This is a genomic window from Streptomyces altiplanensis (assembly GCF_053591575.1).
On record NZ_JBSFUB010000015.1, the window covers coordinates 63,605 to 89,760 of the forward strand.

General features: G+C 71.4%; 22 protein-coding genes and 1 tRNA gene. 12 read left to right on the plus strand and 11 right to left on the minus strand.

Features of this window, described 5'->3' with window-relative positions; all coding sequences use genetic code 11:
- Positions 1-91: 91 nt before the first annotated feature.
- Genes ACWD0Y_RS10405 through ACWD0Y_RS10425 form a run of 5 tightly spaced genes read left to right on the plus strand, consistent with a single transcriptional unit; the run spans position 92 to position 4,966 of the window.
- Complete coding sequence (locus ACWD0Y_RS10405; protein ID WP_450259957.1) at positions 92-1,204, plus strand: ABC transporter ATP-binding protein; 1,113 nt, start codon at positions 92-94, stop codon at positions 1,202-1,204.
- On the plus strand, positions 1,201-1,860 hold the full coding sequence (locus ACWD0Y_RS10410) for an ABC transporter permease (RefSeq protein WP_450259958.1): 660 nt from the start codon (positions 1,201-1,203) through the stop codon (positions 1,858-1,860). Before ACWD0Y_RS10405 ends, ACWD0Y_RS10410 begins: the two co-directional genes overlap by 4 nt.
- The gene (locus tag ACWD0Y_RS10415) at positions 1,860-2,540 is read left to right on the plus strand and encodes an ABC transporter permease (RefSeq protein WP_450259959.1); all 681 of its coding nucleotides are present in this window, start codon (positions 1,860-1,862) and stop codon (positions 2,538-2,540) included. Before ACWD0Y_RS10410 ends, ACWD0Y_RS10415 begins: the two co-directional genes overlap by 1 nt.
- Positions 2,541-2,580: 40 nt before the next feature.
- On the plus strand, positions 2,581-3,519 hold the full coding sequence (locus tag ACWD0Y_RS10420; RefSeq protein ID WP_450259960.1) for an ABC transporter substrate-binding protein: 939 nt from the start codon (positions 2,581-2,583) through the stop codon (positions 3,517-3,519).
- Between the two features lie 13 nt (positions 3,520-3,532).
- On the plus strand, positions 3,533-4,966 hold the full coding sequence (locus ACWD0Y_RS10425; protein WP_450259961.1) for a purine-cytosine permease family protein: 1,434 nt from the start codon (positions 3,533-3,535) through the stop codon (positions 4,964-4,966).
- A gap of 6 nt (positions 4,967-4,972) precedes the next feature.
- Here the strand turns inward: ACWD0Y_RS10425 and ACWD0Y_RS10430 are convergent, their stop codons facing one another.
- Positions 4,973-7,453, minus strand: a complete 2,481-nt coding sequence (locus tag ACWD0Y_RS10430) for a glycoside hydrolase family 95 protein (RefSeq protein ID WP_450259962.1) — start codon at positions 7,451-7,453, stop codon at positions 4,973-4,975.
- 232 nt (positions 7,454-7,685) lie between these two features.
- On the opposite strand from ACWD0Y_RS10430, the gene ACWD0Y_RS10435 reads away from it, so the two are divergent.
- Entirely contained in the window at positions 7,686-8,102 is a 417-nt protein-coding gene (locus ACWD0Y_RS10435) for a hypothetical protein (protein WP_450259963.1), read from the plus strand.
- 270 nt (positions 8,103-8,372) lie between these two features.
- Here the strand turns inward: ACWD0Y_RS10435 and ACWD0Y_RS10440 are convergent, their stop codons facing one another.
- Positions 8,373-9,767: a cystathionine beta-synthase gene (locus ACWD0Y_RS10440; protein WP_450259964.1), complete on the minus strand. Its 1,395-nt coding sequence runs from the start codon at positions 9,765-9,767 to the stop codon at positions 8,373-8,375.
- A gap of 157 nt (positions 9,768-9,924) precedes the next feature.
- Between ACWD0Y_RS10440 and ACWD0Y_RS10445 the strand changes: the two genes are divergently transcribed.
- The 3 genes from ACWD0Y_RS10445 to ACWD0Y_RS10455 all read left to right on the plus strand — a co-directional run bounded on the left by ACWD0Y_RS10445 (position 9,925) and on the right by ACWD0Y_RS10455 (position 13,512).
- Positions 9,925-10,923, plus strand: a complete 999-nt coding sequence (locus tag ACWD0Y_RS10445; RefSeq protein ID WP_450260001.1) for an SGNH/GDSL hydrolase family protein — start codon at positions 9,925-9,927, stop codon at positions 10,921-10,923.
- 245 nt (positions 10,924-11,168) lie between these two features.
- Complete coding sequence (locus ACWD0Y_RS10450) at positions 11,169-12,389, plus strand: acetyl-CoA C-acetyltransferase (RefSeq protein ID WP_450259965.1); 1,221 nt, start codon at positions 11,169-11,171, stop codon at positions 12,387-12,389.
- 247 nt (positions 12,390-12,636) lie between these two features.
- Positions 12,637-13,512: a hypothetical protein gene (locus tag ACWD0Y_RS10455; RefSeq protein WP_450260002.1), complete on the plus strand. Its 876-nt coding sequence runs from the start codon at positions 12,637-12,639 to the stop codon at positions 13,510-13,512.
- A 12-nt stretch (positions 13,513-13,524) separates the two neighbouring features.
- Here the strand turns inward: ACWD0Y_RS10455 and ACWD0Y_RS10460 are convergent, their stop codons facing one another.
- Positions 13,525-13,854, minus strand: coding sequence for a hypothetical protein (locus ACWD0Y_RS10460; protein WP_450259966.1), 330 nt, complete (start codon positions 13,852-13,854; stop codon positions 13,525-13,527).
- A gap of 100 nt (positions 13,855-13,954) precedes the next feature.
- Here ACWD0Y_RS10460 and ACWD0Y_RS10465 point away from each other — a divergent pair, with 100 nt between their 5' ends.
- Entirely contained in the window at positions 13,955-14,185 is a 231-nt protein-coding gene (locus ACWD0Y_RS10465; RefSeq protein ID WP_093800537.1) for a DUF4287 domain-containing protein, read from the plus strand.
- A 108-nt stretch (positions 14,186-14,293) separates the two neighbouring features.
- Here ACWD0Y_RS10465 and ACWD0Y_RS10470 read toward each other — a convergent pair whose 3' ends face one another.
- On the minus strand, positions 14,294-15,181 hold the full coding sequence (locus ACWD0Y_RS10470; protein WP_450259967.1) for a Bax inhibitor-1/YccA family protein: 888 nt from the start codon (positions 15,179-15,181) through the stop codon (positions 14,294-14,296).
- A 102-nt stretch (positions 15,182-15,283) separates the two neighbouring features.
- Positions 15,284-15,365: transfer RNA gene (locus ACWD0Y_RS10475), tRNA-Leu, on the minus strand.
- A gap of 389 nt (positions 15,366-15,754) precedes the next feature.
- Between ACWD0Y_RS10475 and ACWD0Y_RS10480 the strand changes: the two genes are divergently transcribed.
- Positions 15,755-16,531: an ABC transporter ATP-binding protein gene (locus ACWD0Y_RS10480; RefSeq protein ID WP_450259968.1), complete on the plus strand. Its 777-nt coding sequence runs from the start codon at positions 15,755-15,757 to the stop codon at positions 16,529-16,531.
- Between the two features lie 56 nt (positions 16,532-16,587).
- Positions 16,588-19,116 carry an ABC transporter permease gene (locus tag ACWD0Y_RS10485; protein WP_450259969.1) on the plus strand — a complete coding sequence of 843 codons (2,529 nt, stop codon included), beginning with the start codon at positions 16,588-16,590 and terminating at the stop codon, positions 19,114-19,116.
- A 78-nt stretch (positions 19,117-19,194) separates the two neighbouring features.
- Here the strand turns inward: ACWD0Y_RS10485 and ACWD0Y_RS10490 are convergent, their stop codons facing one another.
- The 6 genes from ACWD0Y_RS10490 to eno form a co-directional block, all read right to left on the minus strand.
- Positions 19,195-20,505 carry a class I SAM-dependent methyltransferase gene (locus tag ACWD0Y_RS10490; RefSeq protein ID WP_450259970.1) on the minus strand — a complete coding sequence of 437 codons (1,311 nt, stop codon included), beginning with the start codon at positions 20,503-20,505 and terminating at the stop codon, positions 19,195-19,197.
- A gap of 310 nt (positions 20,506-20,815) precedes the next feature.
- On the minus strand, positions 20,816-22,210 hold the full coding sequence (locus ACWD0Y_RS10495; protein WP_450259971.1) for an NAD(P)/FAD-dependent oxidoreductase: 1,395 nt from the start codon (positions 22,208-22,210) through the stop codon (positions 20,816-20,818).
- 441 nt (positions 22,211-22,651) lie between these two features.
- Positions 22,652-23,593 carry a Ppx/GppA phosphatase family protein gene (locus ACWD0Y_RS10500; RefSeq protein WP_450259972.1) on the minus strand — a complete coding sequence of 314 codons (942 nt, stop codon included), beginning with the start codon at positions 23,591-23,593 and terminating at the stop codon, positions 22,652-22,654.
- Positions 23,590-24,138: a DUF501 domain-containing protein gene (locus ACWD0Y_RS10505; protein WP_093800530.1), complete on the minus strand. Its 549-nt coding sequence runs from the start codon at positions 24,136-24,138 to the stop codon at positions 23,590-23,592. Before ACWD0Y_RS10505 ends, ACWD0Y_RS10500 begins: the two co-directional genes overlap by 4 nt.
- 67 nt (positions 24,139-24,205) lie before the next feature.
- The gene (locus ACWD0Y_RS10510) at positions 24,206-24,682 is read right to left on the minus strand and encodes an FtsB family cell division protein (RefSeq protein WP_093800529.1); all 477 of its coding nucleotides are present in this window, start codon (positions 24,680-24,682) and stop codon (positions 24,206-24,208) included.
- 109 nt (positions 24,683-24,791) lie between these two features.
- Positions 24,792-26,078, minus strand: coding sequence for a phosphopyruvate hydratase (gene eno / locus ACWD0Y_RS10515; RefSeq protein ID WP_093803498.1), 1,287 nt, complete (start codon positions 26,076-26,078; stop codon positions 24,792-24,794).
- Positions 26,079-26,156 lie beyond the last annotated feature (78 nt).

Below are 26,156 nucleotides of genomic sequence, written 5' to 3' on the forward strand. Positions count from 1 at the left end.
CCGTCACCAGCGATTTACCGCAGAGCATTGACATCTATTCAGTCACGCAGAACTCTGCATGACCATATGCAGCCCCGGCAAGGGATGACCGATGATCACATTTGACGCAGTGCACAAGCGCTTCGCGAACGGCACGACAGCCGTCGACGACCTGACCCTGGAGATGCCGGAAGGCGGCATCACCGTGCTGGTCGGATCGTCCGGATGCGGCAAGACCACCACCCTCCGCATGATCAACCGCATGGTCGAGCCGACCTCGGGCACCATCCGGGTCGCGGGCCGGGACATCCTCGAAGCGGACGCCGCCGAGCTGCGCCGCGGCATCGGTTACGTCATCCAGCAGTCGGGGCTCTTCCCGCACCGCACCGTCCTGGACAACATCGCCACCGTCCCGCTGCTGCTGGGGTGGGGGCGGAAGAAGGCGCGGGCCAGGGCCTCGGAGCTCCTGGAGACCGTCGGCCTCACCGCCGAAGCCGGCCGGCGCTACCCGCACCAGCTCTCCGGCGGCCAGCAGCAGCGCGTCGGTGTCGCGCGGGCGCTGGCGGCGGATCCGCCCGTCCTGCTGATGGACGAGCCGTTCGGCGCGGTCGACCCCGTGGTGCGCACGCAGCTCCAGGACGAGCTGCTCCGCCTCCAGCAGGAGCTGAGCAAGACCATCGTCTTCGTCACGCACGACATCGACGAAGCGGTACGGCTCGGCGACCGCATCGCCGTCTTCCGCACCGGCGGCCACCTCGTCCAGTGCGCCCCGCCCGCCGAGCTCCTGGCCCGGCCGGCCGATTCCTTCGTCGCCGGCTTCCTCGGCGCCGAGCGCGGCCTGAAGCTGCTCTCGCTGACCACCCTGGCCGATGTCCCGCAGCGGCGGGCGACGACCGTACGGGCCGACGAGAAACCGGCCGGCCACGCGGGCGGCGGATGGCACCTGGTCACCTCCCCCGAGGGCAAGCCGCTGGGCTGGCTCGAAGCGGCCACCGCCCCGAGGGCCGGCACGGCGGGCGAGGCCCCGCTGGTGCCGGTGCGGCCGCTGACCGACGCGGACTCCCTCCTGTCGGCGCTCAACGAGTCGGTGGCGTCGCCCAGCGGCCTGGTCGCACGGGTGGACGCGGCCGGCGTCCTGACCGGGGTGACCTCCCGCGAGGAGATCCACACCCGGGCGGGCGCGGCCCACGCCCTCGCCACCGCCCCCGCCGGGCGTGCCGCATGACCGTCGAGTGGGCGTGGATATCCGGCCACGCGAGCGATCTCGCCACCCTCACCGTCTCCCACCTCCAGGCCGCCCTGACCGCCGTCGCCCTCGGCCTGCTGATCTCGCTGCCCCTGGCCGTCGTCGCCCACCGCGTCCGGCCCCTGCGCGGGCTGCTCCTCGGCCTGTCCAACGTCCTCTTCACGATCCCGTCCATCGCGGTCTTCGTGCTGCTGCTCCCGGTGACCGGCCTCACCCGCACCACGACCGTCGTCGGCCTGACCGTCTACACCCTGGTCGTGCTGCTCCGTAACACCGTCGAGGGCCTGGACTCCGTACCCGTCAGGGTCCGCGAGGCGTCCAGGGCGATGGGCACCCGTCCCCTGCGCACCCTGCTCACCGTCGAGCTGCCGCTCGCGCTCCCGGTGATCATGGCGGGTGTGCGCATCGCGACCGTGATGTCCATCTCCCTCGTCAGCGTCGCCACGTACATCGGAGACGGCGGACTCGGCCAGCTCTTCACCGACGGCTTCCAGCGCAACTTCCCCACCCCCGTGATCACCGGCGTCGTGCTCACGCTCCTGCTCGCGCTGGTCGCGGACGCGCTGCTGGTCGCGGTCCAGTACGTGCTCACCCCCTGGACCCGGCAGCCGCACGCGAAACGAGGGCCCGCCTGATGTACGAACTCCTCTCCGACCTCGGCACCTGGCTGACCAGCGGCGAGCAGTGGGCGGGCCCCGACGGCATCGCGCACCGCCTCGCCGAGCACCTCCAGTACTCACTGATCGCCACCCTCGTCGCCGCCGCGATCGCCCTCCCCGTCGGCCTGCTCATCGGCCACACCGGGCGCGGCGCCTTCCTCGCGATCAACCTGTCCTCGTTCGGGCGGGCACTGCCCACCGTCGGCCTGGTCGTGCTGGTCTTCCTGGCCAGCGGCCTGTCCATGACCCCGGTGTACGTCGCGCTGGTCGCCCTCGCGGTGCCCGCCGTCGTCACCAACACGTACGCGGGCATGACCGCCGTCGACCCGGACGTGAAGGACGCGGCGCGCGGCCAGGGCATGCGCGCCCACCAGGTCCTCCTCCAGGTCGAACTGCCGCTCGCGCTGCCCCTGATCATGACCGGGCTGCGCCTGGCCCTCATCCAGGTCGTGGCCACGGCCACCATCGCGGCGTACGTCAGCTTCGGCGGCCTGGGCCGGTACGTCTTCGACGGCCTCGCCCAGCGCGACCTCGTGCAGGTGCTGGGCGGCGCGGTGCTGGTCGCCGTCATCGCCGTCGTGCTCGACCTGGCGCTCGCCGGACTCCAGCGCGCTCTTTTCCGGCACCGCCGCCGCTCCGGCACCGCCGCCCACTGAGCAGCACGCACTGAGCAGCACCCACTGAGGAGATCCCCCCATGAACCGCAGGACCCTGCTCGGCGGCCTGTTCGCCGCCGCCACCGTGCCCGCCCTCGCCGCGTGCAGCGGCGGCATCACCTCCCTCGAAGGCGAGGGCGGCGCCGGCACCGGTACCGGAGGCGGCTCCAGCGCCGACGGCATCACCATCGGCACCGCCAACTTCACCGAGAACCAGATCCTGGGCCACTTGTACGCCGCCGTGCTCGGCGCCGCCGACATCAGGACCACGGTCCGCCCCAACCTCGGCACCCGCGAGATCCTCATCCCCGCCCTCAGGGGCGGCGACATCGACCTGCTCCCCGAGTACCAGGGCGCGCTCCTGCACTACCTCGCCCCGAAGGCGGAGGCGACGGAGGAGGGCGAGATGCAGAACGCCCTCGCCGTCGCGCTCCCCAAGGGCCTCCAGATCCTCCCCTACGGCAGGGCGGAGGACTCCGACGCCTTCGCCGTCACCCGTGAGACCGCCGGGAAGTACGGCCTGAAGTCCCTCGCCGACCTGGCCCGGCACAACGGGAAGCTCGTCATCGGCGCGGCCCCCGAGGTGAAGAAGCGCACGGTCGGGGCGGTCGGCCTGAAGGACGAGTACGGCGTGGAGTTCAAGGAGTTCAAGTCCCTGGACTCCTCGGGCCCGCTGGTCAAGGGCGCGCTCAGGAAGGGCGACGTGGACGTGGCGAACCTCTTCACCACCGACACCGACATCCTCGCCGAGGGCTGGGTCGTCCTCACCGACCCCAGGAACCTCATCCCCGGCCAGCACGTCGTGCCGCTGATCGCCGACCGCAAGGCGGACTCGGCCGTACGCAAGGCACTGGCCCGTCTCGGCAACGCGCTGACGACCGAGGACCTGACGGAGCTCAACCGCCGGGTCGACAAGGACAAGAAGGACCCGGAGGACGTCGCGAACGCCTGGGCGGCCGCCCACCGCCTCACCAAGTAAGGAGATCCCCGCCATGGCCGAGTCCCTGGTCGAGCGCCGCTCGATCGACGTCGTACCGGACAGCGAACGGCACGGCACCGCCTTCTCCCAGTTCACCCTGTGGCTGGGCGCGAACCTCCAGATCACCGCCGTCGTCACCGGCGCGCTCGCGGTCGTCTTCGGCGGCGGCGCCCTCTGGTCGGTCGTCGGCCTGCTGGTGGGCAACCTGCTCGGCGGCGCGGTGATGGCCCTGCACTCGGCGCAGGGCCCGAAGCTCGGCCTGCCCCAGATGATCCAGTCCCGCGCCCAGTTCGGCGTCAGGGGCGCGGTGGTCCCGCTCCTGCTGGTCATCGTCATGTACGTCGGCTTCTTCGCCAGCGGCAGCGTCCTGGCGGGCCAGGCGGTCGGTGAGCTGACCCGCCTCGGCGACACGACGGGCATCGTGATCTTCGCGGCCGTCACCGCCGTGACGGCGGCCGTCGGCTACCGCGTCATCCACGCCCTGGGCCGGGTGGCGAGCGTCGTCTGCGCGGTGGCGTTCGTGTACCTGGGCGTGCGCCTGCTGGAGCGTGTGGACCTGGGCGCGGTGCTGTCGGAGCGTGCCGCGTTCGACCTCCCCGTGTTCCTGCTGGCGATCTCCCTCTCCGCGTCCTGGCAGCTGGCGTTCGGCCCGTACGTGGCCGACTACTCCCGCTACCTCCCGCGCACGACGAGCGGCCGGGCCACCTTCTGGTGGACGCTCGGCGGGTCGGCGCTGGGGTCGCAGTGGTCGATGACGTTCGGCGTGCTGGTCGCGGCGACGGCGGGGGACGCGTTCCTGACGGGCCAGGTGAGTTACGTCGTGGCGCTCGGCGGCACCGGCCTGGTCGCCTCGTTCCTCTACTTCGTGATCGCGCTCGGCAAACTGACCGTCAACGTGCTCAACACGTACGGCGGTTTCATGTCGATGGTGACCAGCATCAGCGGCTTCCGGGGCCAGAAGACGCTCTCGCCGCGCGGCCGGGCCCTCTACATCGCCGCGATCATGGTGGCGGGCACGGCGGTGGCGCTCCTCGGCAAGGACTCCTTCCTGACGTCGTTCAAGGACTTCCTGCTCTTCCTGCTGACGTTCTTCACCCCGTGGTCGGCGATCAACCTGGTCGACTACTACCTGATCTCGCGCGAGCGCTACGACATCCCGGCCCTGTCCGACCCGGGCGGCCGCTACGGCGCGTGGCGCTGGGACGCCCTGACGGTGTACGGCGTGGGCATCCTCGTCCAGCTCCCCTTCCTGGTCACGCACTTCTACACCGGCCCGCTGGTCGCCCCGCTGGGCGGCGCGGACATCTCCTGGGTGGTGGGCCTGGCCGTACCGGCGTTGCTGTACTGGCTGCTGGCGCGGCGCGACACGTCCCACGTCCCGGACCGGACTCTCGTACCGCCGGAGCCGGAGACGGAGCCGGGAGCGGAGCCGGTCCGGGCGGGATGACCCCCGTCAGCCGGCCGGCCGGGCCACCGCGGCCCGGGCGAGGATCCGGTAGTGCTCGCCGGCCCGGGTGGGCAGGGTCAGCACCCCGTCCTCCACCGTGTGGCCGGCGGGCCTCCCGTTCCCCCGTACGACACGGAACGTGCCCGCGAAGAGCGGACCGCGCAGCTTCGCGGTCACCCCGCTGCCCGAGGTGATCCGGATCTCCGTGGCCGCGCCCCGCCGCCAGTCCACGCCGACGGTGAAGTCGCCGCGGGCGCGCAGGCCGTCGTACGACCCGCGCGCGGCCCAGACGGAGGGCAGCGCGGGCAGCACGTCGATGACGGCGCCTGCGTCCGCGTCGCGCCCGTGGCTCTGGAGCAGCATCTCCGCGATGCCGGCCGTGGCCCCGAAGTTGCCGTCGATCTGGAACGGCGGGTGGGTGTCCCAGAGGTTCGGCAGGGTGGAGGATTTCAGCTGTTCGGCGAGCATCCTGGCGGCGTGGTCGCCGTCGCGCAGCCGCGCCCAGAAGTTGATCTTCCATGCCTTCGACCAGCCGGTGCCGCCGTCCCCGCGCGCCGTGAGCGAGACGCGCGCCGCGTCGGCGTACGCCGAACCGGCCTCGATCTGACGTCCCGGGTGCAGCGCGAAGAGGTGCGAGACGTGCCGGTGGGTGTTGGTGCGGCTGTCGAGGTCGGCCTTCCACTCCTGGAGCTGGCCCCACGAGCCGATGCGCAGTCCGGGGTCGAGGGCGTCGAGCGCTTCCGTGACCTCCGCGCGGAACCCGGCGTCGACGCCCAGGACTTCACTCGCCTCGGCGGTGTTCGTGAGCAGGTCGTGCACGATCTGCTGGGAGATGGAGGCCCCGGCCGTGAAGTCGCCGTGCTCGGGCGAGTAACCGGGCGACACGACCAGCTTGCCGTCGCGCGGGTCGGTGTGCAGGTTCGCCAGCCAGAACCGGGCCGCTTCCTTCATCGCGGGATAGGCCGTCTCCCGCAGGAAGTCCTCGTCCCGGCCGAAGAGGTAGTGCTCGTACAGCTGCTGGACCAGCCAGCCGTTGGCCTCCGGCATCCAGAAGGAGGTGGGCCAGTCGTGCACGCCGGTGTGGCCGAACGGGTTGGTGTTCTGGTGCACCACCCAGCCTTCCGTGCCGAACATCGTCCGGGCGGTCCTGCGTCCCGGCGCCCGCAGGCCGTCGATGAACTCGTGGTACGGCCGGGCGGTCTCCGCGAGGTTCGCCGGTTCGGCCGGCCAGTAGTTCATCTGGATGTTGATGTTGGTGTGGTAGTCCGCGTTCCAGGGCGGCGTGCTGGAGTCGTTCCACACCCCCTGGAGGTTGGCGGGGAGCGACCCGGGCCGCGAGGACGCGATGAGCAGGTACCGCCCGTACGCGAAGAACAGCGCTTCCAGCGCGCGGTCGGCGGGTGACGCGCCGCCCGTGTAGGAGCCGAGCAGCTCGTCGGTCGGCACGCCGGGGGCCGCGCGCTGTCCGATGTCCAGCCGCACCCGGTCGAACAGCGCCCGGTGGTCGGCCACATGGGCCCGCCGCAGCTCGTCGTAGGTCCGCTCCGCGGCCCGGTCGACGGTGACCGAGACGCGGGCGTGCGGGTCCTCGCCCCGGTGGTCGGGAGGGGTGGCGGCGTAGTCCGTCCCGGCGCAGAACACGAACGTGGCGCTGTCCGCGCCGGTGACGGTGATCCGCCCGTCGTCGCCGTCGGTCCGCTTCCCGCCGGTGGTGAGGACCCGCACCTGCCCCTCGTACGTCAGCCCGTTGTCGGCGAGCGCGCCGCGGACGAGCAGCCGGCCGTCCTTCGCCGTCACCGAGGTCCGGTCCTGCGCGCTCCTGAAACTCAGCGTGAAGGAGACCTTTCCGGGCCGGTCGGCGGAGATCCGCCCGGCGACGACGCCGTCGGGGTGGCTGGCGAAGTACTCGCGGGTGAAGCGGGTCTCCCCGTCGCCGTACGAGACGGTGGCGACGGCGTCGGCGATGTCGAGGCTGCGGCGGTAGCCGGTGAGCGGGGCCGCAGCGCCGGGGAAGTCGAGGAAGAGGTCGCCGAAGTCCTGGTAGTCGCCGAAGCCGGGGATCCTGCCGGCGGTCGCGTACGCCGGATTGCCGAGCCGCCGGGCCACCTCCTCGGGGTCCATCGCCCCCTTCTCGTCGATGGCCCTCTGCACGTCGGCGAGGGCCCCGGGCCGCGGCTTCGGCCAGTCGCCGTGGTCGTAACCCTCCGCGCTGCCGGGGCCACCGGTCCACAGGGACTTCTCGTTGAGCTGCACCTGCTCCCGCGCCACACCGCCGAAGACCTTGGCGCCCAGGGCGCCGTTGCCGAGGGGCAGTGCTTCGCGCTCCCAGCTGGTGGCGGGCTCGTCGTACCAGAGGAGGGTGGGGACGGAGCCGGGCCCGGACCCCTCGGCGGCCCCGGCGGCCCCGCCGGTCGCGGCCGAGGCCGGAACTGCGGTCAGCCCGGCCGCTGTGGCGAGGTCCGACCTCCGGGCGTACTTCCGCGACATGGATCCACTCCTAGAGCTCGGACGACTGGCGAGCCGAACTTAGAAGGAGAGGGTCAGTTGAGGCAATAGTTCAGTAATCCTTGACCATAATCCGCCAACTCATCGGATGTGCGGGTGCCGGATGACTCACCTGCGCGGCATCGGCGGCGTGGAGCGGGGGGCCGGGGGAAATCGAGGGAGAGGGGGGTTAACCCCACTGTGCCGGGCCGCCCCGCTCCGTAGCGTTGCCACCATGGAAGCCCGCGATCCTGAGCTGAAGAAGGAACTCGACGCCACCTTGCGTGCCCGCAGGGAGCTGGGTGAGGACTACGAGTCCGCGCTCGTCGAGTCGTTCCTGGAGAAGGTCGAGCAGCGCCTCGACAGTACGGTCGACCGCCGCGTCCGGCGCCGGCTCGCCGAGCAGCGGATGACCACCGCCCGGGGCGCCGCCGAGCCGCCGCGCGGCGGGCCGGGCTTCGGCGAGCGGTTCGGTTTCGGCGCGGTCTCGCTGGTCCTCGCTGTCCCGCTGTCGGCGATCGCCGTCGCGAACGCGGACTTCAAGGGCCTGGTGGTGGCCTGGCTGGGCATCGTCGGCGTCAACGCGGTCCACGCGGCGCGCGGCCTGCCCCGGCTGCGCGGGAACCGCGAGAGGTCCGACTGGGAGGAGTGAGTGTCGCGGGGACCGCCGCACCCCCGGTTGCCCGGAGGGCGGGACGACGGCGGTCCCCGCGAGGGACACGGACCGGGTTCAGGGCCGGTCTCGCGTCCAGGCGTCCGTGGAGGTCCGGGAGCCGCTCCGGTTGTCCTTGACGCCGACAACGACCACTGTGCCCGAGGCGTGTTAAGCCGGTGCTGCGCGCACATGTCGCGCTCGTACCACTTTCGCGAACCGCGGCCTCCCGTCCCTCCGGAAAGCCGCGGTCACGACTGCGGCTGCGGCTTACACCTGCGGCTTCGCCAGGAAGGCCAGCAGGTCCTGCCGGCTCACCACACCCGTCGGCTTCCCCTCGACCAGCACGATGGCCGCGTCGTGCTGCCCCTTGCCGCCCAGCACCGCCATCAGGTCCTCCACCGGCTCGCCCGAGCCGACCTGCGGCAGCGGCGGGCTCATGTGCTTGTCCAGCGGGTCGTTCAGCGACGCGCGCTGCGCGAACAGGGCGTTCAGCAGCTCGCGTTCGACGACCGAGCCGATGACCTCGGCGGCCATGACGTCCGGGTGGCCCGCGCCCGGCTTCACGATCGGCATCTGCGAGACGCCGTACTCGCGGAGCACCTCGATCGCCTCGCCGACGGTCTCCTCCGGGTGCATGTGCACCAGCTTCGGGATCGCGCCCTCCTTGTGCCGCAGGACGTCGCCGACGCTCGCGGACGGACCCGACTCCTCCAGGAAGCCGTAGTCCGCCATCCACTCGTCGTTGAAGATCTTGCTGAGGTAGCCGCGGCCGCTGTCCGGCAGCAGGACGACCACGACGTCGTCGGGGCCGAGCCGCTCGGCCACCCGCAGCGCGCCGACCACCGCCATGCCGCAGGAGCCGCCGACCAGCAGCCCCTCCTCCTTGGCGAGGCGCCGCGTCATCTGGAACGAGTCCTTGTCGGACACCGCGACGATCTCGTCGGTGACGGTCCGGTCGTACGCCGACGGCCAGAAGTCCTCACCGACGCCCTCGACGAGGTACGGCCGCCCCGAGCCGCCGGAGTACACCGAGCCCTCCGGGTCCGCGCCGACGACCTTGACCTTGCCGCCGCTGACCTCCTTCAGGTAGCGGCCGGTCCCGGTGATCGTGCCGCCGGTGCCGACGCCCGCGACGAAGTGGGTGATCTTCCCGTCCGTCTGCGTCCACAGTTCGGGACCGGTGGTCTCGTAGTGCGAGCGCGGGTTGTTCGGGTTGCTGTACTGGTCGGGCTTCCAGGCGCCCGGCGTCTCGGCGACCAGCCGGTCGGAGACGTTGTAGTACGAGTCGGGGTGCTCGGGGTCGACGGCCGTGGGGCACACGACGACCTCGGCGCCGTACGCGCGCAGCACGTTGATCTTGTCCGTGGACACCTTGTCCGGGCAGACGAAGATGCACTTGTAGCCCTTCTGCTGGGCCACGATGGCGAGGCCGACACCGGTGTTGCCGGACGTCGGCTCGACGATCGTGCCGCCGGGCTTGAGGGCGCCGCTCTCCTCGGCCGCCTCGATCATGCGCAGGGCGATCCGGTCTTTCACGGACCCGCCGGGGTTGAAGTACTCGACCTTGGCCAGGACCGTCGCCTGGATGCCGGCCGTCACGCTGCCCAGCCTCACGAGCGGGGTGTTGCCGACGAGGGTGATCATCGAGTCGTGGAATTGCACGATTTTCTCCGGGGTCTCCGTGATGGTGCAGCCCAGCGTAAGGGGCGGACGACGGCGCGTTCACCTCCGAGCGCGATTGAAAAGCGCCCACTACCGGGCAGTAAGCAAGTGTGCGGGAGGCTTCGAGGAGGTGGCTGCGACTGTGTCGAGGGCAAGGGTGGCACGGCGGATCGCCGCCGGCGCGGCGTACGGCGGGGGCGGGATCGGTCTGGTCGGCGCGGCGGCGGTGGGGATCTTCCTCGCCGAGGTTCAGCTGGCCAAGCGGTCGGTGGGCGGCGGCCGGGCTCCGGTGCCGCCCCTGGCGGACGGGCTCTACGGCATGCCCCTGGCCGGGTACCCCATGGATCCCCCGCTGCGGCTCGCCATGCTCGGCGACTCGACGGCGGCCGGTCAGGGCGTGCGCCGGGCCGGGCAGACACCGGGGGCGCTGCTCGCGTCCGGTCTCGCGGCGGTGGCGGAACGCCCGGTCGCGCTCCACAACGCCGCGCAGCCCGGGGCGCAGTCCGACGACCTGGAGCGCCAGGTCACGGTGGTGCTGGCGGACCGGGAGCGGCAGCCGGACGTCTGCGTGATCATGGTCGGCGCGAACGACGTCACGCACCGCATGCCGCCCACGCAGTCGGTGCGCCACCTCGCTTCGGCGGTACGGCGCCTGCGTACGGCGGGGGCGGAGGTGGTCGTCGGCACCTGCCCCGACCTGGGCACGATCGAGCCGGTCTACCAGCCGCTGCGGTGGCTGGCCCGGCGCGTGTCGCGGCAGCTCGCGGCGGCGCAGACGATCGGCACGGTGGAGCAGGGCGGCCGCACGGTGTCGCTGGGCGACCTGCTGGGTCCCGAGTTCCTCGCGAACCCCCGCGAGCTGTTCGGCCCGGACAACTACCACCCCTCGGCGGAGGGCTACGCGACCGCGGCGATGGCCGTACTGCCCACGCTGTGCGCGGCGCTCGGGCTGTGGCCGGAGTCGGACCGCCTGGACGCCTCGCGCGACGAGGACATCCTGCCGGTCGCCAAGGCGGCGGCGGAGGCGGCGTCGGCCGCCGGTACGGAGGTCACGGCCGCCCGGGCCCCCTGGGCCCTCCTCAAGCACCGCCGCCGCCGGCGCCTTCCCGCCCCGGCGGAACCGGCCCACCAGCCGGAGCCCCGCCGCGCGCTGTGACAGGCGCGGCCGCGCCGCCCGCGGGGGCTCGGCCCCGGACCCGGCCCCCCGGTCGCCGGACGGGCCCGGGCCCGCCCTCCGTCAGTTTCGGGAAGGGGCGGGGCGGGGAAGGAAACCCACCGACTGAGCGGACGCTTAGAAAAGAGGCCCGCATCACATCACCAGGTCGGTGACCACAGCCGTACGTACGGGTAACTTCCCACTCAGCCGTGCCCAATCGCCCTTCTCGCCCTCATGGAGCCGTCGTGCCCGAAGCCGTGATCGTTTCCACCGCCCGTTCGCCCATCGGCCGCGCCTTCAAGGGCTCGCTGAAGGACCTGCGGCCCGACGACCTGACCGCCACCATCGTGCAGGCCGCCCTCGCCAAGGTGCCCGAGCTCGACCCCCGCGACATCGACGACCTCATGCTCGGCTGCGGCCTCCCCGGCGGCGAGCAGGGACACAACCTGGGCCGCATCGTCGCCGTGCAGATGGGCATGGACCACCTGCCGGGCTGCACCGTCACCCGGTACTGCTCCTCCTCGCTCCAGACCTCCCGCATGGCGCTGCACGCCATCAAGGCGGGCGAGGGCGACGTCTTCATCTCCGCCGGTGTCGAGATGGTGTCCCGCTCCGTCAAGGGCAGTTCCGACGGCATGCCCGACACCCACAACCCGCTCTTCGCGGACGCGGAGGCCCGTACCGTCGCCGTCGCGCAGAGCGAGGGCGCCGACTGGCACGACCCGCGCGAGGACGGCCTCGTCCCGGACGCGTACATCGCCATGGGCCAGACCGCCGAGAACCTCGCCCGCCTCAAGGGCGTCAGCCGCGCCGAGATGGACGAGTTCGGCGTACGGTCGCAGAACCTCGCCGAGCAGGCCATCAAGAACGGCTTCTGGGAGCGCGAGATCACCCCGGTCACGACCCCCGACGGGACCGTCGTGTCGCAGGACGACGGCCCGCGCGCCGGTGTCACCCTCGAAGGCGTCCAGGGCCTGAAGCCCGTCTTCCGCCCCGACGGCCGCGTCACGGCCGGCAACTGCTGCCCGCTCAACGACGGCGCCGCGGCCCTCGTGATCATGAGCGACACCAAGGCCCGCGAGCTGGGCCTGACCCCGCTGGCCCGGATCGTCTCGACCGGCGTCTCCGGCCTCTCGCCCGAGATCATGGGGTACGGCCCGGTCGAGGCCAGCAGGCAGGCGCTCAAGCGCGCCGGGCTGACCATCGGCGACATCGACCTCGCCGAGATCAACGAGGCCTTCGCCGCCCAGGTCATCCCGTCCTACCAGGACCTCGGCCTGGACCTGGACAAGCTCAACGTCAACGGCGGCGCCATCGCCGTCGGCCACCCCTTCGGCATGACCGGCGCCCGCATCACCGGCACGCTGATCAACAGCCTCCAGTTCCACGACAAGCAGTTCGGCCTGGAGACGATGTGCGTGGGCGGCGGCCAGGGCATGGCCATGGTCATCGAGCGCCTCAGCTGACCCCGTCCGGGGCGCTGGCCGCACCCGGTTCGTAACCCAATCTCCCCCAGGATGTGATCTATCTCCTGGGGGAGAGGCATATCCCCAGGTCAAGGACGGTTGCGGGCTGGATGACCGCCAGAAAGATCTGTCCAATTCGTGACGTAATGCACTGACAGGCGGCGCGCACTCACCTCAAGCTGATGTAGGAAGTCGGGGGATCGATGAAACCGGGAGTAAGTCAGTGAGCGCCATGCCTCTTGCCCTGCTGCTGACCACGGCCGTCGCCACGGCTGTGGGTGCCGCTGCCCTGCACGCAGTCCACGGACTGCGCAGGCAGGTCACCGCTCTGCGTACCGAGCTGACAGCGGCCGCCGCGTTCGGCCGCTCCGGGGCCGCCGTCCCCCAGCAGCCCCGTTCCGCGGAGGCCGACGGGATACGGACGGCAGTGGCCGAGGCCCTCGCGGAGGAGCGCGAGCGCGAGCTCGCCGAGGCGCGTGCCTTCTGGGCCGCGCAGGAGGCCCGCGACGCCGCCGACGCCCCGTCGCTGCTGGGCGGCCTGCCCGGCCTGGGCGACGAGACGCCCCCGTTCTTCGTCCCGCGCCAGGCGGACTTCACGGGCCTGGAGTCGTTCGACGCGTACGAGGCGCTCGAATCCCTCGACAGGGCCGACAGGGCCGGCGCCGACGATCCCCTCGGCTGTGCCGACGGCATCGAGGGCATCGACGGGCTGGACGACCTGGAGCCGGCCGACGCGTTCCCCGAGGACTCCCCCGAGCTGGCCGCCGCCCGCCGCCGCCACCCCTCGCACCCGGACTTCGTGCCGGTCCAGGCGCCGGCCGTGGCCGACCACGAGCGCACCGTGGCCCGCCTGGAAGAGCTCGCGGCCGCCCGTACCGCGCTCGCCGACGTACGCCCGGGACCGCTCGGCACCCTCGACGTCTACGTCTTCACGGACGGTACGACGCTCTGCATGACCCCCGGCCACCGCGAGACCGCCGAGCGCCTCGCCGAGTCGCTGCGCGCCGGCGAGTCCCCGGTCCTGCTGGGCGGCTCCGGGATCTCCGGCGCGTACGCGCTGACCTTCTCCTGCGGCGAGGAGAGCGTCTACATCCTCGCCGACCGCGTCATCGCGTCCGTCTGACCGGCCGTCCGGTCAGACCTGCGCCCGCGACGCGGCGGCTCTCACCAGACTCACGGCCTCGTCCAGCCCGGCCCGGGCGGACGGGGCCGTTTCCCGTTCCAGCGCGCACGCCAGGTCATGACCGGCCACCGTGAGCTGGTCGGCCACCGCGAACGCGCCCGCGTCCGGCATGATCCGCAGTTCTTGCCCCGGCTCCTCGATCCGCTGCGCCCGCAGGGCCAACTCCCTGGCCAGAGCGAGTCCTTCGGCGGCCGCGCCGCGCTGGAGGCGGCTCTGCGGGGCGGCGCGCAGCCGGTCGGCGAATCGGTCCACGGCGGCCGTCAGGGGCGTTGTATCGAGCACGCCGCGACCCTACGCGCCTCCCCGGGGCTGTTGCCAACGGGCGGACACTCAGGCACGGTGACGTGAAGGAGCACTCGCGCGAAGCGTCCGGAGGCGCCGAATGTCCCAAGTCTTCTCCGAAGAGACCCACCGCAACCTGCTGTCCCGCATCCCCCACTGCACCGGTCGTGAAGTCTCCGACTGGCTCCGCACCGTGGACGACGGCCCCGCCCTCCTGCGCTTCGACGAGAAGGTGAGCTGGCTCCGGAGCGAACACGATCTCGCCTACGGTCACGCCAAAGCGATCATCCACGAGCACGATCTGAGGCGCGCCGCCCGGCGACTGCTCTAGCGGCCGGGCCTGAGCGCACATGCGGAAGGGCCCGCCGGGCGAATGCCGGGCGGGCCCTTCCTCAGTTCTCAGCGGTTCCCGGCGGCTCTCGGGCCGCCGGGGGGGCGACTAGTCGTCGCCGCTGAGGATGGAGACCAGTCGCAGCATCTCCAGGTAGATCCACACCAGGGTCATGGTGAGGCCGAAGGCCGCCATCCAGGACTCCTCGCGCGGAGCGCCGTAGGCGACCCCGTCCTCGACCTGCTTGAAGTCCAGGGCGAGGAAGAAGGCACCGAGCAGCACACCGACGACACCGAAGAGGATGCCCATGCCGCCGCTGCGGAAGCCGAGGCCGTCACCGCCGCCGAACACCATGAACAGCAGGTTCACAGCGGTCAGGACCATGAAGCTGATCGCGGCGATCATCAGGTAGCGCGTGAAGCGCTGGGTGACCCGGATGATCCGGGTCTTGTACAGGACGAGCATGGTGACGAAGACCGCCATCGTGCCCAGCACCGCCTGCATCGGCGCACCCGGCGACACCCACGTGTTCACCAGGTTGCTGAGGGCGCCGAGGAAGATGCCTTCGAAGGCCGCGTACGCCAGGATCAGCGCCGGGACGGGCTTGCGCTTGAAGGACTGGACCAGCCCGAGCACCATCGCCACGAGAGCGGCGCCGACGGCCAGGCCGATGCCGAGGTTCATCACCCACGCGACGGTGGCGCCGGCGATCACGAGGCCGAGCGTGATGCCCGTCCGCGCGACGACGTCGTCCATCGTCATGACGTTGCCGCGTACGGGAGCCTGCGGGGCGCCGTACTGCGTGTCCTGCTGGGCGTAGGGGTTCGTCGCGTAGGGGTTCGTCGCGTACGGGTTCGCGGGGGCGCCCTGGGCGTACGGGTTGCCCTGCGCCGTACCGACGGCGGGGCCCCCGGCCTGCGGTGCCGCGTTGAAGCCCGCGGTGCCGTTGTCGCGGCTGAAGCCCCGTCGCGAGAAGACCGGGTTGCTGCTCCTCATCTCACTCCTCCATGGCCACCCTGCGTGGCCTTGACTCAAGAGTAATGGGAAAGCAAAAGGAACACCCTAGTGCCAGGGGAGGATCTTTCTGAGACCGTGACGTGCCCGGAGCCGGACTCGAACCGGCACGCCCCGAGGGGCAGCGAGGTTTAAGCTCGCCGTGTCTGCATTCCACCATCCGGGCAAGGTGCGCGGCTCCGCAATTCGCGGGTCAGAGCCTATCCGGACGGTTCCCCCGGACAGCGGAACTCCTGGCCGATGTTGTCTTATTTTATGGGCGCCTGAGAGTGCGTCAGTCTGCGTAACGGGCCGTCGGCACATGCCCGACGCGGTGGGCGGGCCCGGGGGACCGCGGACGGGAAAGGCGGAAACTCGACTGCCCGGTCCCCGGCCCGCACCCCGCCCGCACCCTTGCCCGCTCTAGGGGACGGCGTCATACCAAAGGAGGACGGGCGGGCCCGGCGATGCGACTCAAGAGGGCCGCGAGAACGGGTACGAGGGCTGATCCGCGGGCGCCGGACGGACGGGACGATGGACGAGTCCCCCAAACGTCCCCGACAGGAGTGCCCTCTCGTGACCACCACCCCCACCGCCACCGCCCGCCGCACCACCGCGGTGGCCGCACGCGCCACGGAGCTCTCGAAGGTCTACGGACAGGGCGAGACCCAGGTGGTCGCCCTGGACCGGGTCACCGTGGACTTCCGGCAGGGTGAGTTCACCGCGATCATGGGTCCGTCCGGGTCCGGCAAGTCGACGCTGATGCACTGCGTCGCCGGCCTCGACTCCTTCAGCTCCGGCTCCGTCCGGATCGGCGAGACCGAGCTGGGCACCCTCAAGGACAAGCAGCTCACGCAGTTGCGCCGGGACAAGATCGGCTTCATCTTCCAGGCGTTCAACCTGCTGCCGACGCTCACCGCCGCCGAGAACATCACGCTGCCGATGGACATCGCGGGCCGCAAGCCCGACAAGGAGTGGCTGGACACGGTCATCGGCATGGTCGGTCTGGCCGGCCGGCTCAGCCACCGCCCCACCGAGCTCTCCGGCGGCCAGCAGCAGCGCGTCGCCGTGGCCCGCGCCCTGGCGAGCAGGCCGGAGATCGTCTTCGGCGACGAGCCGACCGGAAACCTGGACTCGCGCTCGGGCGCCGAGGTGCTCGGCTTCCTGCGCAACTCCGTGCGCGAGCTGGGCCAGACCGTCGTCATGGTGACGCACGACCCGACGGCCGCGTCGTACGCGGACCGCGTGATCTTCCTGGCGGACGGCCGGATCGTCGACGAGATGCTCGCCCCGACCGCGGACGGCGTCCTCGACCGGATGAAGGAGTTCGACTCCAAGGGCCGCACCAGCTGACCCGTACGAGCCCGCCTCCCTCCGGCCGCCCCTCCATCCTCAGGACTGACAGAAACATGCTCCGTACCGCCCTGCGCAATGTGCTCGCGCACAAGGCCAGGCTGCTGATGACCGTGCTCGCCGTCATGCTCGGCGTGGCCTTCGTGTCCGGCACCCTGGTCTTCACCGACACCCTTTCCCACGCCTTCAGGAACCAGTCGGCGAAGAGCTACGACAACGTCGCCGTAGCGGTCACCACCTACCCGGACCGCGAGAACGGCAAGAAGGAGCAGGGCATAGACGCCCGGACGCTGGAGAAGATCCGGGGCGTGGACGGCGTCGCCTCCGCCACCGGGCGCGTCTCCGGCTTCGCCGGTGTCGCCGACCCCGACGGCAGGCTGATCGGCAACGGCTGGTCCAACACCGGTGCGAACTTCGCGCCCGGCGACGACGGCAAGGACGCCGCGTACGACTTCACCGACGGCGCCGGTCCCGCGAAGGCCGGCGAGGTCGCCCTCGACAGGGCCACGGCCGACAAGGGGGAGTACAAGACCGGTGACACCGTGCGGGTCGCGACCAACGGCCCGGTGCGGGAGTACACCCTCTCCGGTGTCTTCACCACCGAGGACGGCCAGGTCAACGCCGGCGGCTCGCTGGTGCTCTTCGACACGCCCGTCGCGCAGAAGCTCTACCTGGCGCCCGGCCGCTTCAAGGACGTCACCGTCACCGCCGCGGCCGGCGCGTCCGAGCAGCGGCTGCTCGACGCGGTGAAGCCGCTGCTGCCCGAGGGGGCCGAGGCCCAGACCGGCAAGGAGCTCGCCGACGACCAGGCCGAGATGATCGAGGAAAGCCTGAGCGCGCTCAACCAGGTGCTGCTCGCCTTCGCCGCGATCGCGCTCTTCGTCGGCATCTTCCTGATCTCCAACACCTTCACCATGCTCGTCGCCCAGCGCACCAAGGAGCTGGCGCTGATGCGGGCCGTCGGCGCCTCCCGCCGCCAGGTCAAGCGCTCGGTGCTGCTCGAAGCGCTGGTGGTCGGCGCGCTCGCGTCGGTCGTCGGCTTCGCCCTCGGGCTGGGGCTCGCGACGGGGCTGCGCTCCGCGATGTCCGCCTTCGGCGCGAAGACGCCGGCCGGTCCGCTGATCGTCTCCCCCACCGCCGTCGCCGCCGCGTTCGCGGTGGGCGTGCTGGTCACGATGCTCGCCGCCTGGCTGCCCGCCCGCCGGGCCGCCAAGATCCCGCCGGTCGCGGCGATGAGCAGCGTGCACGCCGCTCCGACCACCAAGTCGCTGGTCGTACGGAACTCCGTCGGCGGCGCGATCACGCTGCTGGGCGCGGCCGGCATCCTCGGCGGCGCGGCGGCCGGCGAGGACGGCCGGATGCTCATCGGGGCCGGTGCCTTCCTCGCGCTGATCGGCGTCATCGTGCTGATCCCGCTGCTGTCGCGGCCGGTGATCGCGCTCGTACGGCCGCTGATCGGCAAGCTCTTCGGGGTGTCGGGCACGCTGGCCGGCCAGAACGCGGTGCGCAATCCGCGGCGTACCGGAGCCACCGCGTCCGCGCTGGCCATCGGCCTCACCCTGGTCACCGGCCTCTCCGTGCTCGGCGTCACCATGGGCAGGGCCGTGGACAAGATGACCACGGACAACATCAAGGCCGACTACATGTTCTCCATGGCCAACGGGGGCTCGCTGGACGCGTCGGCGCTCAGCGCCCTGGAGAAGACGCCCGGCGTGTCGGCCCTCTCCCCGCAGACGGCCGCCGACCTCGAACTGAAGGGCGCCTGGGCCGCGGCCTCCGGTGTCGCCCCCGGTGACATCGAGCGGGTCATCAACGTCACGCCGGTCTCCGGCTCGCTGGACTCGCTCGCCAAGGGCGCGATCGCGGTCGCCGACGACACCGCGAAGAGCAGCGGCCTCAAGGTCGGCGACAGCGTGCCGGTGGAGTTCGCCGACGGCGAGAAGGCGGAGCTGACGGTCGGTGCGACGTACGAGGGCAACGAGTTCCTCTCGCCCGTCCTGCTCGACCAGAAGATCGTGGCCGAGCACGAGGCCAAGCCGTACATCCGGGAGATCTGGGTGAAGACGGACGGCGGCGCGAGCGCGGCGAACGAGAAGGCGCTCGTGAAAGCGCTGGGCCAGAACCCCGCGATCAACGTGATGGACCAGCAGGACATCCGCAATCAGTTCGGCGGCATGATCAACACGATGCTGAACATCATGTACGGGCTCCTGGGCATGGCCCTGCTCATCGCGGTGCTCGGTGTCATCAACACCCTGGCGATGTCCGTCTTCGAGCGTCAGCAGGAGATCGGCATGCTGCGGGCGATCGGCCTCGACCGCGGCAAGGTCAAGACCATGATCCGGCTGGAGGCCGTGGTCATCTCGCTCTTCGGCGCGGTGATCGGCATCGGCCTCGGCACCTTCCTGGGCTGGGCCATCGGCCAGACGGTCAAGGACTCGGTGCCGGGTTACGCGCTGGTCCTGCCGTGGGACCGGTTCGGCGTCTTCCTGCTGCTGGCCGCGGTGGTCGGCGTACTGGCCGCGATGTGGCCGGCCCGCAGCGCCGCGAGGCTGAACATGCTCGCCGCGATCAAGGCCGAGTAGGCGGCCGGACGGACCGCGGTACGCGCACGGTGAGGGGCCGGTCCCGGACGGGACCGGCCCCTCACCGTGCGCCGGACGTCATCCGGCCGCCGGGTTCCACGTCCGGGCGCGCAGCGGCATGCCCGACGCGCCGCCCTCCCCGGGCCGTACGGCGAGGACCTGGTTCACGCCGATCCTGTTGTGCTCGAAGGAGAGCGCGGAGGCCGCCATGTAGAGCCGCCAGACGCGGGCCCGCCCCTCGGAAGTCACCCGTACGGCCTCGGCCCAGTTGGCCTCCAGGTTGGCGACCCACCGGCGCAGCGTCAGGGCGTAGTGCTCCCGGATCGACTCGACGTCGCGGACCTCGAAGCCCGCCTCCTCCAGCGTCCCCACGGTCCGGCCGAGGGGCGCGAGCTCGCCGTCCGGGAAGACGTACGCGTCGATGAACTCGTCCACGTGGTACGCCTCTTCGTTCGGCTCGGGGCGCCGCGCGATCTGGTGGTTGAGCAGCCGGCCGCCCGGCTTCAGCAGGGCGAACAGGTCGTCGGCGTACTCCCGGTAGCGGACCGAGCCGACGTGCTCGGCCATCCCGATCGACGAGATCGCGTCGTACGGACCGTCCCTGACGTCCCGGTAGTCCTGCACCCGGATCTCGATGCGGTCGGTCAGGCCCTCGTCGGCGATGCGCTTGCGGGCGTACGCCGCCTGCTCCTTGGAGAGCGTGATGCCGGTGACCCGGGCGCCGTACTCGCGCGCCGCGTGGATGGCCATCGATCCCCAGCCGCAGCCCACGTCCAGCAGCCGCGTCCCTTCCCCGATCCCCAGCTTGCGGCTGATCAGGCCGAGCTTGGCGTACTGGGCCTCTTCGAGGGTCGCCCCCCCGGCGGAATCGTCGAAGTACGCGCACGAGTAGACCATCGAGGGGCCGAGCACCTGCTCGTAGAAGTCGTTGCCCACGTCGTAGTGGTGGCTGATCGCCTCCTTGTCGCGGCGCTTGGTGTGCAGCGGCCCCGTGCGGCGTCTGACCTCTTCGGCGGGCGGAGGCGGCGGCGGCCAGGGACCCACGAGGGCGACGAGGCCGCGGGCGGCGGCGCGCAGGCGGGGGTCGCGGACGGCGTGGACGGCCGACTTGGTCTCGGCGCCGCGCTCCCAGAGCAGTCCGGCGATGTGGTCGAGTGTCTCGTACAGGTCGCCCTCGATGTCGATCTCACCGGCCACCCAGGCGCGGGCCAGGCCGAGTTCGCCGGGCTTCCACAGCAGGCGGCGCAGCGCGCGGCGGCTGTGGATGACGAGGGCCGGGGCGCCGGAAGGGCCGGATTCACTTCCGTCCCAGGCCCGGATGCGGATCGGTAGAGCAGACCCGAGGAGTTCCTCGGCAAGCGTGGTCAGCCGCAGGGCGGCGTCGGCCATGGTGCGCACCTCCGTGACAGTGGAGCCCGGATTGTTCGGCGACGTTCTTCCCTCATTAACGCCGTCGTGCACCCGCCGCATCCCGGTACCGGGTAAGGGACCGGCACAGCGGATGGCCTCTACATGCACGGACGCCGTGGATCCGGTACGCCGAAGGGGCCGCCCGCACCACGGATGGCGGGCGGCCCCTTCGGGCTGCGCTGTACTGACTGCACGGCTGTCCGACTACCGGCCGGCCCGACTGGCCGGCCGGTCGGCTGCGGTCCGGCCACTGCCGGGCCACCGCCGTCTCACCGGGTCTTCCGGTGGGTCAGGAGGCCTTGGCCTTCTGGCCGCCGGCGGGCGCGCCCGCCTGGGCGGCCGGAGCCGGAGCCGGCTTGGCGGCCTCGTAGAACTCCTCGCGCGGAGTCTCCATGGCGCCGAGCGAGACGACCTCGCGCTTGAGGAACATCGCGAGAGTCCAGTCGGCGACGACGCGGATCTTGCGGTTCCAGGTGGGCACGGCCAGACCGTGGTAGCCACGGTGCATGTACCAGGCGAGACGGCCCTTGAGCTTGATCTTCATCTTGCCCATGACGATCATCGCGACGCCCTTGTGCAGGCCGAGACCGGCGACCGCACCCTTGTTGGCGTGGCTGTAGTCCTTCTGCGGGAAGCCGCGCATCCCGGAGATGACGTTGTCGCCGAGGACCTTGGCCTGACGCAGCGCGTGCTGGGCGTTCGGCGGGCACCAGGCGTTCTCGACGCCGGCCTTGCGGGCGGCGATGTCCGGGACCTGGGCGTTGTCGCCGGCGGCCCAGATGTAGTCGGTGCCCTGCACCTGGAGCTTCTCGGACGTGTCCACGTGACCGCGCGGGCCGAGCGGCAGGCCGTAGCGGGCCAGCGCCGGGTTCGGCTTCACGCCGGCGGTCCACACGATGGTGCTGGAGTCGACCTCCAGGCCGTTGTTCAGCACCACGTGGCCGTCCACGCAGGAGTCCATGCCGGTCTTGAGGTAGACCTCGATGCCGCGGCCCTCGAGGTGCTCCTTGCCCCACTTGCCGAGCTCGGGCCCGACCTCGGGGAGGATCTTGTCGGCCACGTCGACCAGCAGGAAGCGCATGTCCTCGCGCTTGACGTTGGTGTAGTACTTGGCCGCGTCGCGGGCCATGTCCTCCACCTCGCCGATGGTCTCGGCGCCGGCGAAGCCGCCACCCACGAAGACGAAGGTCAGCGCCTTGCGGCGGACGTCCTCGTCGGTCGTGGAGTCGGCCTTGTCCAGCTGCTCCAGGACGTGGTTGCGGAGGCCGATGGCCTCCTCCACGCCCTTCATGCCGATGCCCTGCTCGGCCAGGCCGGGGATCGGGAAGGTGCGGGAAACCGCGCCGAGCGCGACGACCAGGTAGTCGAAGGGCAGCTCGTAGGCCTCGCCGACGAGCGGCGCGACCGTGGCGACCTTGCGGTCCTGATCGATGGTGGTGACCCGACCGGTGAGCACCTCGGCCTTGGGCAGGACGCGTCGCAGGGGTACGACGACGTGCCTCGGCGAGATGCTGCCGGCGGCGGCTTCGGGGAGGAAGGGCTGGTACGTCATGTACGAGCGCGGGTCGACGACCGTGACGGTCGCTTCCGCGTAACGCATCTTCTTGAGGATGCGTCGAGCTGCGTACAGGCCTACGTACCCACCGCCTACTACGAGGATCCTGGGACGCTCCGTGGTGCTCATGCCATCGAGTATCCACCCCTCGGAGGGGGGTGGCTCGTGAGCCCCTTCACAAGCATCCCGGCCCCCTCTGCTACACTCCGCCGCCCACGTGACACAGGTCATGGCGGAGCAGGGGAACCACGGTGTACGACGGGACGTTGAAAACCCCTCGTGAGCTTGCCGTTCAGCCCTTTTCGGGGGCTGTACCACCGGTCCGCTTCACACCGGCGCAACGCGCCCGGAACCGTCCGAAATGCGAGTGGCGCACCCGAGTTGGGCGACGGAGGGGGCCCCGGACCCCCGATCGGGGGCCGAGAGCCCCCAATTCCTTGTGAAGAACTTCACGAAGTTCGTCGGCGGGAAGCCTCCGCGAGACCCGCAGGGGCCCCGGGAAGGGCCTGCGGGCCCCTCCCGGAGTCCCTCGGGACGGGCCCCCGTCCCCGCGGGCTCCCGGGCGCCCGCTCAGGCGATGGACCAGCCGATCCCGTCGAGGATGTCGTGCTCGCTGACCACGACCTCCCGGGCCCCGGTCCGTTCCATGATCTCCAGCAGTACCAGCGCGCCGGCCGCGATGACGTCCACCCGGCCCGGGTGCATGACGGGGATCGCGGCCCGCTCGTCGTGTGTCGAGGAGAGCAGCCGGCCGGTGATCTCCTCGACCCGCTCGTACGGGATCCGGGAGTGGTGGATCGCCGCCGAGTCGTACGTTCCGAGGCCCAGCGCGATCCCGGCCACGGTCGTCACCGAACCCGCGAGCCCGACGAGGGTGTGCGCCTCGCGCAGCGGCACGGTCTCCTCGGCGAGGTCGAGCGCGGCGCGGATGTCGGCCCGTATGGCGGCGACCTGGCCGGGGGCGGGCGGGTCGGTGACGGCGCCGCCCTGCACGAGGTGGCGCTCGGTCATCCGTACGCAGCCGATGTCGACGGAGCGGGCCGCCCGTACCCGGTCGTCGCCGACGACGAACTCCGTGGAGCCGCCGCCGATGTCCACGACGAGGTAGGGCCCGGTCAGGTCCTCGCGGCCCGTCAGCTCCCTGGTCGCGCCGGTGAAGGAGAACTCGGCCTCCTGGTCGCCGGTGATCACCTCGGGCTCCACGCCCAGGATGTCGTGGACGCCGCGTACGAAGTCCTCGCGGTTCTCGGCGTCGCGGGAGGCCGAGGTGGCGACGAACCTGACCTTCTCGGCGCCGTGCGCCGCGATGGCCTCGGCGTACTCGCGGCAGGCCGCGAAGGTGCGTTCCAGTGCCTCCGGGGCGAGGCGTCCGGTGCGGTCGACGTCCTGGCCGAGCCGAACGATCCGCATCCGGCGGTCGATGTCGGTCAGCTCCCCCGTCGCGGGGTCGGCGTCGGCGACGAGCAGGCGGATGGAGTTCGTACCGCAGTCGATGGCGGCCACCCGGGTCACTTGCCGTCCTCCTGACCGGTGGCGCCCTCGGCGCACGGCGTCACGCACGGGCCCTTGGCCCACCACTCGGGCAGCAGCGCGAGCGCCTCGTCGCCGAACGGGTTCACCCCGGGGCCGGCCGCCAGCGCGTGGCCGACCAGCACGTGCAGGCACTTCACGCGGTCCGGCATGCCGCCGGCGCTCGGGAAGCCCTGGAGCACCTCGATCGCGTCACGGCGCCGGATGTAGTCCTCGTGGGCGGCGCGGTAGGCGGCGGCCAGCTCGGGGTCCTCGGCGAGGCGGTCCTGCATCTCCTTCATCAGGCCGGAGCCCTCCAGGGTGCCGATCGCCCCGGCCGCGCGCGGGCAGGTCAGGTAGTACAGCGTCGGGAACGGCGTGCCGTCCTCCAGGCGCGGGGCCGTCTCGACCACGTCCGGCTGTCCGCACGGGCAGCGGTGCGCGATGGCGCGCAGTCCGCGCGGCGGGCGGCCCAGTTGCAGCTTGAACGCGGCGATGTCCGCCTCGGTGGGCTCGGTGCGCGGGGTGGTCGGGGGTGCGGCGTCCATGCGTGCGTTCGTGCCTTCGTGTGTGTCGTGACTGCTGATGACTGGTTACTGCGCTGCTGACCGCTGGTCACTTGGCCGGGCGGTCGGCCTGGTCGACGCCGTCCCAGAGGTTGGTGTACCAGGGGCGGCCGGTGCCTTCCCGGTCGTCGCGGCGCTTGTCGCGCGCGCCGGGGTCGATGACGGTGAAGCCCGTCTCCCCCGGCCGTACGAGGTGGAGGTGCTCGCGGGCGAGGCGCTCGATGTACGCGTCGTCCTTGAGCCGGGCCTTCTCGTCGCGGAGCTCCTCGACGCGCCGGCCGGCCTCCCGCATCTTGCGCTGCTGGTCGGCGATCTCGCCGCGCTGCGACACGTACTGACGCATCGGGTAGGCGAGGGCCACGACCAGCGAGCACAGGACCAGGACGAGGAGCGCGGCCCGGCCGGTGAGCCGGGAGCGGCGGGCCTGACGGCGGGTCTGCGAGCGGTAGACACGGGCGGCGGTCTGCTCGCCGAGCACCCGCAGCCTGGTCGCGGTGGAGAACCGGTCCCGGTCCTTCCCGGCCATGTCTCCCGCCTCCCCTGCCGTTACGCACGTACGTCCCCGGACACGGTACGGGACCGCGGCCGGGGACGTACGTACGACGGGCTGAGCTGTTACGCCCTGCTGTGCCTAATCAGTTCGCGGAGCGAAACCGCGGGAAGGCGGAACGGCCGGCGTACACCGCCGCGTCGTCGAGGATCTCCTCGATGCGCAGCAGCTGGTTGTACTTGGCGACGCGCTCGGAGCGGGCCGGGGCGCCGGTCTTGATCTGGCCGCAGTTGGTGGCGACGGCGAGGTCGGCGATGGTGACGTCCTCGGTCTCGCCCGAGCGGTGCGACATCATGCACTTGAAGCCGTTGCGCTGCGCCAGCTCGACGGCGTCCAGGGTCTCGGTCAGCGAACCGATCTGGTTGACCTTCACGAGCAGCGAGTTGGCGGCGCCTTCCTCGATGCCGCGCGCCAGGCGCTCCGGGTTGGTGACGAAGAGGTCGTCGCCGACGATCTGGACCTTGGTGCCCAGCTTGTCGGTGAGGACCTTCCAGCCGGCCCAGTCGTCCTCGAAGAGCGGGTCCTCGATGGAGACGAGCGGGTACGCCGCCACGAGCTCCTCGTAGTACTCCGTCATCTCGGCGGCCGAGCGGGACTTGCCCTCGAACTCGTAACTGCCGTCCTTGTAGAACTCGGACGCGGCGACGTCGAGCGCGAGCGCGATCTGCTCACCGGGGACGTAACCGGCCTGCTTGACGGCCTCGAGGATGAGGTCGAGCGCGGCGCGGTTGGAGTCCAGGTTCGGCGCGAAGCCGCCCTCGTCGCCGAGGCCGGTGGACAGGCCCTTGGACTTCAGGACGGACTTGAGGGTGTGGTAGACCTCCGTGCCCCAGCGCAGGGCCTCGGAGAACGACTCGGCGCCGATCGGCGCGATCATGAACTCCTGGATGTCGACGTTGGAGTCGGCGTGCGACCCACCGTTGAGGATGTTCATCATCGGAACGGGCAGCAGGTGCGCGTTCGGGCCGCCGAGGTAGCGGAAGAGCGGCAGGTCGGACGCCTCGGAGGCGGCGTGCGCGACGGCGAGGGAGACGCCGAGGATGGCGTTGGCGCCGAGGGAGCCCTTGTTCTCGGTGGCGTCCAGGTCGAACATGGCCTGGTCGATCAGGCGCTGCTCGGTGGCGTCGTAGCCGACGAGCTCCGGGCCGATCTGCTCGATGACGGCGAGGACGGCCTTCTCGACACCCTTGCCCTGGTAGCGGTTCGGGTCACCGTCGCGAAGCTCAATGGCCTCGAACGCTCCGGTGGAGGCACCGGACGGAACAGCAGCACGACCGGTGCTGCCGTCGTCGAGGCCGACCTCGACCTCGACCGTGGGATTGCCTCGGGAGTCCAGGATTTCCCGGGCTACGACGACGTCGATGGACGGCACGAGCATCTCCTTCTGGGATGTGACGCTATGGGGTGCAGGGTCACTTTGGCCTTGCGACAAGAGCCTAACCGGCCCGGG

What these genes read in the sequence shown, in the direction of transcription:
- ACWD0Y_RS10490 (WP_450259970.1), bottom strand. Translation starts at nt 20,505, where the DNA reads ATGGCCGACGCCGCCCTGCGGCTGACCACGCTTGCCGAGGAACTCCTC.
- ACWD0Y_RS10495 (WP_450259971.1), bottom strand. Translation starts at nt 22,210, where the DNA reads ATGAGCACCACGGAGCGTCCCAGGATCCTCGTAGTAGGCGGTGGGTAC.
- ACWD0Y_RS10405 (WP_450259957.1), top strand. Translation starts at nt 92, where the DNA reads ATGATCACATTTGACGCAGTGCACAAGCGCTTCGCGAACGGCACGACA.
- ACWD0Y_RS10485 (WP_450259969.1), top strand. Translation starts at nt 16,588, where the DNA reads ATGCTCCGTACCGCCCTGCGCAATGTGCTCGCGCACAAGGCCAGGCTG.
- ACWD0Y_RS10420 (WP_450259960.1), top strand. Translation starts at nt 2,581, where the DNA reads ATGAACCGCAGGACCCTGCTCGGCGGCCTGTTCGCCGCCGCCACCGTG.
- ACWD0Y_RS10430 (WP_450259962.1), bottom strand. Translation starts at nt 7,453, where the DNA reads ATGTCGCGGAAGTACGCCCGGAGGTCGGACCTCGCCACAGCGGCCGGG.
- ACWD0Y_RS10435 (WP_450259963.1), top strand. Translation starts at nt 7,686, where the DNA reads ATGGAAGCCCGCGATCCTGAGCTGAAGAAGGAACTCGACGCCACCTTG.
- ACWD0Y_RS10470 (WP_450259967.1), bottom strand. Translation starts at nt 15,181, where the DNA reads ATGAGGAGCAGCAACCCGGTCTTCTCGCGACGGGGCTTCAGCCGCGAC.
- ACWD0Y_RS10425 (WP_450259961.1), top strand. Translation starts at nt 3,533, where the DNA reads ATGGCCGAGTCCCTGGTCGAGCGCCGCTCGATCGACGTCGTACCGGAC.
- ACWD0Y_RS10415 (WP_450259959.1), top strand. Translation starts at nt 1,860, where the DNA reads ATGTACGAACTCCTCTCCGACCTCGGCACCTGGCTGACCAGCGGCGAG.
- ACWD0Y_RS10510 (WP_093800529.1), bottom strand. Translation starts at nt 24,682, where the DNA reads ATGGCCGGGAAGGACCGGGACCGGTTCTCCACCGCGACCAGGCTGCGG.
- ACWD0Y_RS10505 (WP_093800530.1), bottom strand. Translation starts at nt 24,138, where the DNA reads ATGGACGCCGCACCCCCGACCACCCCGCGCACCGAGCCCACCGAGGCG.
- ACWD0Y_RS10410 (WP_450259958.1), top strand. Translation starts at nt 1,201, where the DNA reads ATGACCGTCGAGTGGGCGTGGATATCCGGCCACGCGAGCGATCTCGCC.
- ACWD0Y_RS10465 (WP_093800537.1), top strand. Translation starts at nt 13,955, where the DNA reads ATGTCCCAAGTCTTCTCCGAAGAGACCCACCGCAACCTGCTGTCCCGC.